The sequence below is a fragment of the Pseudoalteromonas sp. Scap25 genome, from assembly GCF_013394125.1.
In the GTDB taxonomy this organism is placed as follows: Bacteria; Pseudomonadota; Gammaproteobacteria; order Enterobacterales; family Alteromonadaceae; genus Pseudoalteromonas.
This window is the reverse complement of the sequence record NZ_CP041328.1, coordinates 398,991-410,708: the sequence shown is the minus strand read 5'-3', so window position 1 is coordinate 410,708 and position 11,718 is coordinate 398,991. Positions and strand designations below refer to the sequence as shown.

The window sequence follows — 11,718 nt, the reverse complement described above, 5'->3', positions numbered from 1 at the left end:
AATGGCGGATCAATCCATGTTTTTGATCATTTGTTGGGCAGTATGTAAAAAGTCATTGATTTGCTGTGAGTTTAAGTTTTTACACATTTGCGTATTTACTTGCTCTTCGGCGGCTAATAGCTTGTCATAAAGCGTGCGACCTTCAGGGGTAAATGACAAAATAAAACAGCGCTTGTCGTGGTCACTGGCATCTTTGTTAATCAAATTTAATGCGAGTAGCTCTTTTACTAAGCGTGCTATTTGGGCTTTGTCGCGCTGAGTTTGATTAACAATATCGTTTGCAGTGCACTGAGTTGTTGTTGCAATAATATGAAAGCAGCGTACGTGCATTGCGTTTAATCCAAGCTCGCCCGCATTAATCGCCTCACGTATGGTAACGCGATAATTTTGCATTAAAGCAAATAATGTATTGGCCAATGAGATATGCATAGGGAATCCATAATGGTTGACAAAGTCAATTAAATTGATATAGTTGATTTTATCAACCAATGGAGCGTTGTGCAATTCATCTTTTTTAATGAGGTAAATTTATATGGGTAAAAAAGTACGCAAAGCAACAGTATTAAGCACAGAGCAAGTAACCCCACATTTACAACGTATTATTGTTGGCTCCGATGAGTTTAACGACTTGAGCGCTCAATATATTGGTAACTACGTAAAGGTACTTATTCCCCAAAATGGCCGCGTTGATTATAATATTAAAACTTCATGTATGCGTTCATACACTATAAGGCATGTTGATGAGCACACCGGCGCACTTACCCTCGACTTTGTAATTAATATGCACCAAGGTCCCGCAACTAATTGGGCTAAAGAAGCAAGAGTAGGCGATGAGGTAGGTATAGCGGGGCCAGGCCCTAAAAAGCTAGATAACTATGAACACCCACATTACATACTACTTGGCGATTTAACTTCGGTTAATGCAATTAAAAGCTACGTGCAACATCTGCCTAAAAACGCAAAAATTGACGCGATTATTCATGCACCAACAAAAGATGATGTGATCAGCTTAGAGTCGCCGCGAGATGTAACTTGGTTAATAACACATAAACCAGATACAGATGTGATAAACGCATTAAAATCGGTGCCGCTTAGTGAGCAACAACCTATTGTATTTATGGCACTAGAGGCCGGATTAGTACGCAAAGCAAAAACCGTATTAACTGATGAATTAGCGATACCTCGCAGTCAGATTGTTTCATCGGGTTATTGGAAAAAAGGCCTTGATTCAGAGGCCTATAAACTAAACCGCCAACAAACTGCAGCTAAAAGTAGCTAGCTTTTTTGTCGCTCAATCGCAACACCTTAGCGTTTCAAGATAAGCTGCCTTGAATTGGTGTAATGTACACCCATCTCTTACTTTAGATTTATTATTTATGGCTAGCACGTCATAAGTCGCTATTTAATTTGGAGATGCTGCTTTGTTATCAACTATCCCTTTTTCATTACTTGAACTGGCGCCTATGCAAAAAGGGGCCACGGTTAGTGACACCTTAAACAAAAGTACAGCCTACGCACAAAAAGCAGACCAATTAGGTTTTAACCGTTTTTGGTTAGCCGAGCATCATAATATGCCTGGGATTGTTTGTGCCGCCACTTCAATTTTAGTAGGGCACATAGCCGGCAACACTAAAAAAATACGCGTAGGGTCGGGTGGAATTATGTTACCTAATCATGCGCCTTTAGTTGTGGCTGAGCAATTTGGCACCTTAGAGAGTTTGTATCCTGGTCGAATTGATTTAGGGCTAGGGCGCGCACCAGGTAGCGATCCGGTGACAAGTCGCGCCTTAAATAACGACATTAGCCGCGCTGAAAACTTTCCTAATGAAGTAAGCGAGTTACAAACACTATTAGGCCCATACGATGGGGCTAAGCGTGTACGAGCAATACCCGGTGAAAACACTAATGTACCTATTTGGCTGTTAGGCTCAAGTTTATTTAGTGCCCAGTTAGCAGCGCAAAAAGGATTACCCTATGTATTTGCGGGGCATTTTGCACCGCGTTTTGTACATGATGCAATAGCCTTGTATAAACGAGAATTTAAACCATCAAGTGTATTAGTTAAGCCTTATGTAATGTTGGCATTACCTTTAGTGGCTGCCGATACAGATGAAGAAGCACAATATCTATCAACCACTTCAAAACAGCGGGTACTGTCGTTAATCAGAGGCGATGAGTTGTGGTTAAAACCCCCAGTTGAAACAATGGAGGGCTTATGGAGCGAACAAGAGCGCACTCATGTTGAGAGCTTTTTAGGATTAAGTGTTACTGGTGGGCCAGCGAGTATTAAACACAAATTAGAAATGATCGTGAACCAATTAGAGGTCGATGAGCTTATATTCACCAACGATTTATATGACGATGAAAAACGTCATCGTGCGTTAAAAATACTAATGGAAATAAAGAACTAAGCTGTTTATTAAGCAAGCGTACACGCAACCATAGTTACACTAATAACCAAATAGAGAATCGAATAAAGATTGAGTACAAATAAATGATTTATATTTTCAATCGAACTTATTCAATTAATCTGTTTTAAGGATTTAATCAAGCACGTTAAAATAAAACCATATTCCGTTAAGTTAACAACTAAGAGGTACACCGTGAAATCTCAAATAAATGTTGCTCCACACACATTCAATAAGCCTATGCACCCCAAAACTGCATTGATTGCTGAAGGTGGAGGTCAGCGAGGGATATTTACAGCCGGTGTACTTGACGCGTGGTTAGAGCAAAACTACGACCCGTTTGATTTATTTATAGGCACCTCTGCTGGCTCGCAAAATTTAACCAGTTATTTAGCGCGTCAAAAAGGCTACGCAAAACGCTTGATCAGAGGGCTTTCGCGTCATAAACGTTTTTTTCAGTTAGGTCGAGGCCTAATGGGTAAACACATTGTTGACTTAGACTGGTATTTCGAAAAAACCACTGAGGTTAATAGAGCATTAGACTTTAAAACGGCAAAAAATAGCCTTGGTGATAGAGAACTACTGATCACTACAACCAATGCACGTGATCGTAAACCGTATTATTTATCTCCTACTGGCGATGGCAAACACTGGCGAGAGCTATTAAAAGCGTCAAGTGCTTTACCTTTTTTGTATAAACAAGGTGTTCAACTCACTCCTTGGTTAGGCTCAAAAGCGGCAAACGAAGCACATTTAGCTGCAGAGCAATCGAATGAAGATTTTTATTTAGATGGCGGCTTAGCTGCGCCATTGCCTGTACGCGAAGCTTATAACCGTGGCGCACGAAAAATCGTGGTAATAAGAACCGTTGATGAGAATTTTCAAGCGCAAACTGCATGGGTTCAAAAGCTTAGAACATTTGCATGTGCATCGGGCTACTGCCCAAAAACACTTGATTACTTGATTCAACACGAGCAAGCATACCTAGACGAGCTTGAATTTATTGCTAATCCCCCAGATGATGCTGAAATTATTCAAATTTTTGCTAACGAAAAGCTACATAGCAAATTGTTAGGCAGCTCTAATGATGATTTACGCTTTGATCATAAACTAGGTGTAAAAGCAGGCCGCGCTTATTTAAAAAGCCAAAATACACGTATAGTAGATTATGCACACAGCTACGCCATGTAGCTGTGTATCAACGCTTAAACTTAAATTACCACTTAAGTTTAAGCGTTGATAAAATTAAACTATGCTTTTTTTAAACTTATCGATGGCCTTTTATTGCTAATCGCCGCCCCTAATAAAATAAGCGCTAAAGCTATAAATACTGACCAACTAAAGGGAGTCTGCGAGGCGAGTATTAAAATAAAGGTAGAGAGCACCGGCGTTAAAAAACTCAATGAGGCTAATAGCGATCGGTTACCAAATTTTAAGCCATGATCCCATAAATAAAATGCACCACCCACTGGGCCTAATCCCAATAAAATAGCACATAGCCATTGTGAAACAGACAAACTAATAACGGTTGTTTCAAAATAAAAATGTGCAAAAAGGGCAAGCACTGCCACAATAAGTGAAAGCCAGCCTATGTCATCTACATGGCTATCAAATTGCGACATTAAATAAGAATAACTAGACCACAGTACCGCGCAGCAACCTGCAAAAAAGTACCCTAAGTAATACTCACTATTGATAGATAATCCACTGCCATCGGTAATTAAACTAAGCGTGCCTAAAAACCCCAGTAATCCGCCTAATATTGCTTTAAATTTAGACCCAGGGGTAGCCACAAATACACCCAGTAATAATGGCCAAAGATACACTATTAAGCTTACCTCTATTAAGGGGCCGTACTTTAAAGCCATAAAATAACAAAAGTGAAAACCAAATAAACCAGTAACACCTATTATCATTTGTTTTTTAGAAAGCTTAGGAGGGGTTAATAAAGGCTGTTTTGATGCAAAACGCTTTACTAATAAAATAATAAAAGAGAGTGCAAAGCACATGAAAAGCAACTGAAAAGCAGGGAGCGCTTTGGTTAAATTACCTAGTAAAGCTAAAAGCCCCCACGAAAATATTGCTAAAAAACCTATGTGTGTTGCCATTAATTACCCTCCGTAAATACTATTTACTGAGTGTATCAATGTAGCTTTTTAAAAATGTGCTAAAAAGACGGTGTTATTGTTTGCTATGACGTAATTTAACCTACGCTCTGCTTGAGCTTGCTTTATTATTTCGTGTTTAAGTTATCTATATTACTGCTTTGCAAACGCTTTAGGTGGCTGCCCAAAGTATAAATTAAACCGGCGGCTAAACGCAGAGGCATCGTTATAACCAATGCGCTCGCCTACTAAAGCAATCGGTAAGTCTGAATGGGTTAAAAGGGCGCGAGCGTGCTGCATTCGCAACATAGTTAAATATTGCAGTGCACTCATAGTGGTACTTTTTTTAAACACAGTTTTAAATTGCGTAACGCTTAAACAGGCTATATCGGCCAGCTCTTTTAACGTGTAGGGGTAGGCTAAATTTTGCTTAACAGTGGTTATTACATTATCTATTCGCTTATCAATATTACTGTGGCTGCTTTGCTTACAAAGTAATAAGTAAAATAAATCAAAGGTTGAATTAGTAAGCTTTTCATCGCTAACAACGAGCAGTTGCTGCTCTATAAACTGTAAGTAACTTAATAAACGGCTATCTATTGAGATTTTAGGGTATAAAAGGTTAATAAGGTTTTCAGGGAGCGCGTCTAAATCTGCCACAATAAAACGTGCGGCTTCATCGGCCGTAAAGGCATGCACTAGGTTTTTCTCTATAACGATACAACTACCCGTACTAACTGTTGTTTTAAAGTCATTATTTAACGTTATGAAAATTTCACCGTGTAAGGGTAAAACAAGTTGATGGTAATTGTGCTGGTGGCGTTTTATATCTTGCGAATAATACCGAATAGAAAGCTTATTCATTGCCTACTCCATTACCTAATAAATAAACCGAGTATTGCCTAAAATACTTTAAGTAAAACATGGCGTTAATAAAACCTAAGTAGATGATAATAATATACTGGTTTCGCTATTTAAAATGCCTTCTATTTCGCGCACTTGTCTAAGTACGCCATCAAACTCACCTAAATTTGCAGCCTGTATTTCAGCCACTAAATCCCAAGCGCCGTTGGTTGTATGTAACTTTGTTAGCTCTGGTATGCCGCGCAGGGTTTTAATTACCTGCGATGTAGATTTTCCCACCACTTCCACCATCATTATTGCTCTTACAGCCTCGGTTTCTATGTGTTCATGTACACGCACCGTAAAGCCTAATATAGCGCCGGATGAAACTAAACGGTCTAAGCGATTTTGCACCGTCCCGCGTGACACCTTTAAAACATCGGCTAGGGCTGAAATAGAAGCGCGGCCATCTTTTCGTAATTCGGCTATTAATGCGTTATCTAAGGAGTCGTAAATGTAAGGGGTCATAAAACGCCTTGGGTTATGTGTTTATTACAAATTACTAAATTTGTACTTTATTGCATAGCAATTTGCTAAAAAATAACATTATTTGTATAAACTTTTGGCATTTTAACTGTCACCTCTGGCCTATAAACTTATTTCAATTAACTTATATAGTCATTAAAGAGGTGTTTATGAGTCATTTTATAGCAGAGCCAAAACAAGGTGTTCCATTTGTTAGCGTACAGGCAATGGCTAAACTTATAACTAAAGTCGGAATAGAAAACGTATTGCTTGAGCTTACCCAAAGATTAGAACACGACTTTGCTCGCTGGAACGAATTTGATAAATCGCCACGTTATGCGGCGCACTCTCCGGATGGCGTAATAGAGCTTATGCCCGTAAGCGACGGTAAAATGTTTAGCTGTAAATATGTAAATGGTCATCCAAAAAACACCTTTAAGGAACTTCAAACCGTTGCCGCGTTTGGTATTTTATCGGATGTTGATAGCGGCTATCCGGTTATGATCAGCGAAATGTGCTTACTCACGGCCTTACGCACAGCGGCTACATCGGCGCTTGTGGCAAAGTATTTAGCACCCAAAGACTCAACAACGCTTACATTAATTGGTAATGGTGCACAGTCTGAGTTTCAGGCATTGGCTTTTAAAGCCGTATTAGGCATTACCCACATTCGTTTATACGATATTGATAAAAACGCCTCTAAAAAAGCCTACAACAACTTAAGTGGCTATGGTTTAAATGTGACTATATGCAATAACGCAGAAGAAGCCGTACAAGGTGCGCACATTATTACAACCTGCACAGCCGATAAAAAAAATGTCGCTATTTTAACCAGCGATATGATCCCGCAAGGTGTTCATATTAATGCGATTGGTGGCGATTGCCCTGGTAAAACAGAGCTTGATTCGCAATTGTTAGGGCGCGCAAATGTGTTTGTAGAGTATGAGCCGCAAACCAGAATAGAGGGCGAAATCCAGCAAATGTCCGAAAACTTTGCAGTGACCGAGTTTCATAAAGTAATTAATAAACAAACACCTGGGCGTACAAGTAACGACGAGCTTACTATTTTTGATGGGGTAGGTTTTGCGAGCGAAGACTTTACCGCGCTGATTTATATTAAAGACGCGCTGGTGGTTGCGGGTGAGTTTGAACTACTTGATTTAATTACACAACGAGCTGATCCGCGTAATTTATTTTCGGTACTTAATAGTGTACAAACATCAAAAGCAACTAAGCAAGAGCAAGTCGCATGAGCCACATAAAGCAAGCACCGACAGCGGTGGTGATGGTGCGCCCGCATCACTTTACATCTAACCCACAAACTATGTTAGACAATACGTTTCAAAGTACCTGCAACTCACAAAACCAGAGTCAGCTTGCCTTTGACGAAGTAACTAATGCGGTCAAATTATTACAAAACGAGGGCGTAACAGTTCATCTTTTTGAAGACGAACATACGCACACGCCCGATTCTGTGTTTCCAAATAATTGGTTTTCTACCCATCAAAGTGGCGAGCTAGTTATGTACCCAATGTACGCAGAAAACAGAAGGTTAGAATATCGAAAAGATATTATTGATTTTTTGACTAATCACTATAAAGTGTTTTCTGTGACTGATTATTCATTTTTATCGAAAGAAAATGCATTTCTAGAAGGTACAGGTTCGCTTGTTATTGACCACCCCCATAAGCTTGCTTATGCAGTAGAATCGAAGCGCACTAATAAAGCTGTAGTTAATACAGTATGCGAGCAATTAAAGCTAAAACCTGTTGTGTTTAACGCCTACGATGAGCAAGGTACTGCGGTTTATCATACTAATGTATTGATGTGTGTAGCCACACAGTTTGCCATGATCAGCTTAAATATGGTGCCAAATAGTCAGCACAAACAATTAACTAGCCATTTTATACAAAGCCATTTAGAAGTAATAAACTTAACTAATGAGCAAATAAATAGCTTTTGCGGCAATGCAATAGAGCTACAAGGTACAAATGGTCGTATTTTAGCCCTCTCACAAACGGCGTTTAATGCACTTACAACCGAGCAAAAAGCAGCAATACAAAAAACAGCTAAACTTGTTCCGTTACCTATACCAACCATAGAGTCGGCGGGAGGTTCGGTTAGATGCATGATTGCGGGTATACACCTGCAAAGTAAATAACCTACCTCTAAGTCAACATTCTAAGGCAGCTTAGCTCCGCTAAGCTATGGCTAACATGCATTATTAAATGCAAATTACTCAACTACTCGCTGAGTAAAAACATAATAAATACAAAAGGATTAGCCCATGTTCGATATCGTAGTAAAAAGTGTCAATGGCCTTTTATGGGGCGAAGGGCAAGTACTTATTTACATTCTCCTATTTACCGGAATATGGTTTTCAGTACGCTTAAAAGCAATTCAATTAGTTAAATTTAAGCACATGTTTAGCCTGCTAAAAGGCAGTAGTAAGTGTAATAAAAACGATATTTCATCATTTCAAGCGCTCTGTACTGGGCTGTGTGCTCGAGTAGGCACAGGTAATTTAGCCGGTGTGGCTGTGGCTATATCACTCGGTGGTAGCGGTGCCATTTTTTGGATGTGGGTTATTGCTATACTAGGTATGGCAACCGGATTTGCAGAAAGTATTTTAGGCCAGGTATATAAAATTCGCGACAGCAATGGCGAATTCAGAGGTGGCCCTGCGTATTATATTCAACAAGGCTTAGGCAGTCGTGCATTTGCTATTGTGTTTGCCGCCTGTTTGTTTTTAGGTTACGGCTTTACCTTTAGCGCCATGCAAACCAACACCATTACTGATGCACTAAATTACGCATTTGAAATACCCACTTTTTACTCAGGTGTTGTGATCACACTTTTAGCAGGCTCTATTATTTTAGGTGGCTTTAAAGCCATTGCCCGATTCGCCGAGCGAGTAGTGCCTGTTATGGGCATCGTGTTTGTGCTTGTTGCTGTAGTAATTACACTGATTAACTTCACCCAAGTACCTGCCATGCTTAAAGATATATTTTTATCAGCGTTTGGCTTGCAAGAAGCTGGTGCAGGCGCCATGGGTGCAGCCATTAAAAATGGTATACAACGCGGTTTATATTCTAATGAGGCTGGCGCGGGAAGTGTGCCGCATGCATCGGCTAGTGCCAGTCCAATGCCAAACCACCCAGCGACACAAGGCTACATACAAATGTTAGGGGTGTTTTTCGATACCATCGTATTGTGCAGTTGTACCGCGGTTATTATTTTATTGGCCGATATAGATATAAGCGGTGAAATGGAAGGCATACGCTTAACACAAAGCGCTATGACCTCACACTTAGCGCAAGGCGGCGTGTATTTTGTAGCCGCTGCCATTACTTTATTTGCTTTTACCTCGGTAGTTGCTAACTACGCCTACGCCGAAAGTAACCTCCACTTATTTAAGCTCGATAACAAAGTAGGGCGCAGTATTTATACTTTGCTTTATTTATCAATGATGTTGTGGGGCGCATCAGCCACCTTAAAACAAGTATGGGATTTAGCTGATATTGCTCTAGGGTTAATGACAGTAGTAAACGTAATCGCTATTATACTACTCACACCGACTATTTTGTCTGTTACTAACGACTACCACGCACAAAGAGACAAAGGCATAGAGCCTGAGTTTAAGGTAAAAAACGTAAAAGTGCAGGGCAAATGTGAAGACGGAATTTGGGATTAAGATTAAAGTTTAAACTTGTTGTTGCATAAGTATTCATTTTTAAATTTGGCTTTAACAACATTAAACTGCGACTCTACAGGTAGTATTTTTAGATGATCGACATTTATGCGGGTAAAACTGCAGCAAAAATAATAAACGAACAAGGTTTTAAACCCGAGATTTTTACCTCTTTTTTAGGGGCAAGTGGTGGCCCTAAATGGTTTACCTTATTTGGTTTAGACAAATATATATTTGGCGAATTTTTTAAACATCGCACCCAACCGCTTAATTTAATTGGCTCATCTGCTGGGGCTTTTCGTTCAGCCTGTTTTGCACAAAACGATCCAGTTGCAGCCATTAAGCGGTTAGCAAAATCGTATTCACAAACCCGATATTCTAGTAATAAACCAACGCCCGCTGAAATTACACTAAAAGCCCGCGCATTATTAGATGATGTATTTGGTGATGATGGCGTTACTGAAATTATAAATAATCCTGTTTTTAAAGCGCATTTTATTGTCGCAAAATCTAACGGGTTTATTGCCAGCGAACATAAGTTAATACAGCTTTTGGGTTTATCAAAAAGTTATATGCTTAACCGCGTTAATCGTAAATTATTAGGCGCTCAGTACGAGCGTTTTATTTTTGGCGCGCCCAATAGTAATTTAAGTATTACCGACAGTTATAAGTTTAAAACACAAAACATTGAACTTACTCAAACAAATTTGAAAGATGCCTTATTGGCATCGGGCTCTATACCACTAGTAATGCAAGGTATAAAAAATATTGCCGGTTCGCCACCAGGAATTTACCGCGATGGCGGAATAATTGACTACCACTTTGATTTAAAAATTAATAATCCAGGTTTAATTTTGTATCCGCATTTTAATAGCGAGCCAAAAGCAGGGTGGTTTGATAAAAACTTAAAACGTAAAGTAGCACCACAAAATTACGACAACGTTGTGATGATCACCCCATCAAAAGAATTTATAGCCGGCTTACCTTATGGAAAAATTCCAGACAGAAACGACTTTACCGATCTTGATGCAGACACTCGTATTAAATATTGGAACACCGTGTTTAGTGAAACTGAGAAATTAGCTGAAGCGTTTGATAATAAATTAAATGCTGATAACTTTGATTTGAAGTTATATAACTAATTTAACTTTAAAAATTAAAATAACCATCTCAAGTGATATAAATGAAAGAGTGTAAGCCTTTATATTAAAGTGTTTAAGTTTTAATTATATTTAAAAGCTGGTTTTTTAGGTCAGATAAATAAGTGTTCTAAGTTTTATTTTATGCTTTAAATGTTTTATACATGTTTTCTGCTATTCGTTAAAAAATGAAAAGAGAATAATAAACATCGTATATTGGATTCTATAAGCGTAAAATTATTTTAGCTGATAGCTGATAGCTGATAGCTGATAGCTGATAGCTGATAGCTGATAGCTGATAGCTGATAGCTGATAGCTGATAGCTGATAGCTGATAGTTAACTACCCATAAATTACGTTATGTTAAATTGAGTGAATTAAATTAAAGTGGGCGTAATCCATAAAACTAGCCCACTTATGATAGGGTTTTGATAGCTTAGTTTAGCTCAGAATCTACCCAAAATTTAGTGCCTTTTAAAACAGCTTGCAGTGCAAGGCCACTTTCGGTTAAAGAGTAAACAGTAACTTGGTCAGCAAGAGCTTCGGCAACTAAAGCGCCACCTTTATCTTGGTATTTTGCAGCAGCATCGGCATTACCACCGAACGCCCAACCATGTTTAATAAATCTATTTAACGCTGCTTGATCGTGAAAAACCATCACAATATTGAAATCTTTAACACCTAAACCTAAGCCTAAACCAGCTTCGCCCATATTCATATAGGTAGATTTTCCGGTTAGGTTATTTTTTACTACACCGTACCCACCACCAAAACTGGCTAAAATAACGTTTACATTGGCATTATCAAATACAGCATAACCGGCAGAGTTTGCAATTTGAGTTTTAACATCTGGTTTTTTTTCGTATAAAGCAGTTAATGTATTCGATTTCATACTTTGTACTAAAGCACGTTTTTCTCCAGGAGAAGCACTGCCTGTAGTAGCGCAACCTACTAATAAAACGCTAATAACTAACATGCTCAACAGAAGTAATTTTTTCATGATTTTTC

Annotated in this window: 12 protein-coding genes; 7 read left to right on the top strand and 5 right to left on the bottom strand. The window is 38.9% G+C overall.

Features of this window, described 5'->3' with window-relative positions:
• Positions 1-9: 9 nt before the first annotated feature.
• Positions 10-429 carry a MarR family winged helix-turn-helix transcriptional regulator gene (locus tag FLM54_RS17250; protein WP_178957100.1) on the bottom strand — a complete coding sequence of 140 codons (420 nt, stop codon included), beginning with the start codon at positions 427-429 and terminating at the stop codon, positions 10-12.
• A 103-nt stretch (positions 430-532) separates the two neighbouring features.
• Here FLM54_RS17250 and FLM54_RS17245 point away from each other — a divergent pair, with 103 nt between their 5' ends.
• The 3 genes from FLM54_RS17245 (at position 533) to FLM54_RS17235 (ending at position 3,599) form a co-directional block, all read left to right on the top strand.
• Positions 533-1,279, top strand: a complete 747-nt coding sequence (locus tag FLM54_RS17245) for a siderophore-interacting protein (protein WP_178957099.1) — start codon at positions 533-535, stop codon at positions 1,277-1,279.
• 142 nt (positions 1,280-1,421) lie between these two features.
• Positions 1,422-2,411, top strand: a complete 990-nt coding sequence (locus FLM54_RS17240; protein WP_178957098.1) for an LLM class flavin-dependent oxidoreductase — start codon at positions 1,422-1,424, stop codon at positions 2,409-2,411.
• 237 nt (positions 2,412-2,648) lie between these two features.
• Positions 2,649-3,599, top strand: coding sequence for a patatin family protein (locus FLM54_RS17235; RefSeq protein WP_178957440.1), 951 nt, complete (start codon positions 2,649-2,651; stop codon positions 3,597-3,599).
• 59 nt (positions 3,600-3,658) lie between these two features.
• Here FLM54_RS17235 and FLM54_RS17230 read toward each other — a convergent pair whose 3' ends face one another.
• The 3 genes from FLM54_RS17230 to FLM54_RS17220 form a co-directional block, all read right to left on the bottom strand.
• Positions 3,659-4,516 (bottom strand): DMT family transporter, encoded by an 858-nt coding sequence (locus FLM54_RS17230; RefSeq protein WP_178957097.1) that lies wholly within the window; start codon positions 4,514-4,516, stop codon positions 3,659-3,661.
• A gap of 150 nt (positions 4,517-4,666) precedes the next feature.
• Entirely contained in the window at positions 4,667-5,377 is a 711-nt protein-coding gene (locus FLM54_RS17225; protein WP_178957096.1) for an AraC family transcriptional regulator, read from the bottom strand.
• A gap of 75 nt (positions 5,378-5,452) precedes the next feature.
• Positions 5,453-5,884, bottom strand: coding sequence for an Lrp/AsnC family transcriptional regulator (locus FLM54_RS17220; RefSeq protein ID WP_054201566.1), 432 nt, complete (start codon positions 5,882-5,884; stop codon positions 5,453-5,455).
• A gap of 167 nt (positions 5,885-6,051) precedes the next feature.
• Here FLM54_RS17220 and FLM54_RS17215 point away from each other — a divergent pair, with 167 nt between their 5' ends.
• The 4 genes from FLM54_RS17215 to FLM54_RS17200 all read left to right on the top strand — a co-directional run bounded on the left by FLM54_RS17215 (position 6,052) and on the right by FLM54_RS17200 (position 10,714).
• Entirely contained in the window at positions 6,052-7,134 is a 1,083-nt protein-coding gene (locus tag FLM54_RS17215; RefSeq protein ID WP_178957095.1) for an ornithine cyclodeaminase, read from the top strand.
• Positions 7,131-8,042, top strand: coding sequence for a citrulline utilization hydrolase CtlX (gene ctlX / locus FLM54_RS17210; protein WP_178957094.1), 912 nt, complete (start codon positions 7,131-7,133; stop codon positions 8,040-8,042). The genes FLM54_RS17215 and ctlX overlap by 4 nt, the downstream gene beginning before the upstream one ends.
• Before the next feature lie 126 nt (positions 8,043-8,168).
• Positions 8,169-9,575, top strand: coding sequence for an alanine/glycine:cation symporter family protein (locus tag FLM54_RS17205; RefSeq protein WP_178957093.1), 1,407 nt, complete (start codon positions 8,169-8,171; stop codon positions 9,573-9,575).
• Positions 9,576-9,667: 92 nt separating this feature from the next.
• Positions 9,668-10,714: a patatin-like phospholipase family protein gene (locus tag FLM54_RS17200; protein ID WP_178957092.1), complete on the top strand. Its 1,047-nt coding sequence runs from the start codon at positions 9,668-9,670 to the stop codon at positions 10,712-10,714.
• A 432-nt stretch (positions 10,715-11,146) separates the two neighbouring features.
• On the opposite strand, the gene FLM54_RS17195 is transcribed toward FLM54_RS17200, so the two are convergent.
• Positions 11,147-11,710: a YSC84-related protein gene (locus FLM54_RS17195; RefSeq protein WP_178957091.1), complete on the bottom strand. Its 564-nt coding sequence runs from the start codon at positions 11,708-11,710 to the stop codon at positions 11,147-11,149.
• Between the last annotated feature and the right edge of the window lie 8 nt (positions 11,711-11,718).

Excerpts from the sequence above, each read along its gene's own strand:
- FLM54_RS17215 (WP_178957095.1), top strand. The coding sequence starts at position 6,052 with ATGAGTCATTTTATAGCAGAGCCAAAACAAGGTGTTCCATTTGTTAGC.
- FLM54_RS17245 (WP_178957099.1), top strand. The coding sequence starts at position 533 with ATGGGTAAAAAAGTACGCAAAGCAACAGTATTAAGCACAGAGCAAGTA.
- FLM54_RS17195 (WP_178957091.1), bottom strand. The coding sequence starts at position 11,710 with ATGAAAAAATTACTTCTGTTGAGCATGTTAGTTATTAGCGTTTTATTA.
- FLM54_RS17225 (WP_178957096.1), bottom strand. The coding sequence starts at position 5,377 with ATGAATAAGCTTTCTATTCGGTATTATTCGCAAGATATAAAACGCCAC.
- FLM54_RS17230 (WP_178957097.1), bottom strand. The coding sequence starts at position 4,516 with ATGGCAACACACATAGGTTTTTTAGCAATATTTTCGTGGGGGCTTTTA.
- FLM54_RS17220 (WP_054201566.1), bottom strand. The coding sequence starts at position 5,884 with ATGACCCCTTACATTTACGACTCCTTAGATAACGCATTAATAGCCGAA.
- FLM54_RS17235 (WP_178957440.1), top strand. The coding sequence starts at position 2,649 with ATGCACCCCAAAACTGCATTGATTGCTGAAGGTGGAGGTCAGCGAGGG.
- FLM54_RS17250 (WP_178957100.1), bottom strand. The coding sequence starts at position 429 with ATGCATATCTCATTGGCCAATACATTATTTGCTTTAATGCAAAATTAT.
- ctlX (WP_178957094.1), top strand. The coding sequence starts at position 7,131 with ATGAGCCACATAAAGCAAGCACCGACAGCGGTGGTGATGGTGCGCCCG.
- FLM54_RS17205 (WP_178957093.1), top strand. The coding sequence starts at position 8,169 with ATGTTCGATATCGTAGTAAAAAGTGTCAATGGCCTTTTATGGGGCGAA.
- FLM54_RS17200 (WP_178957092.1), top strand. The coding sequence starts at position 9,668 with ATGATCGACATTTATGCGGGTAAAACTGCAGCAAAAATAATAAACGAA.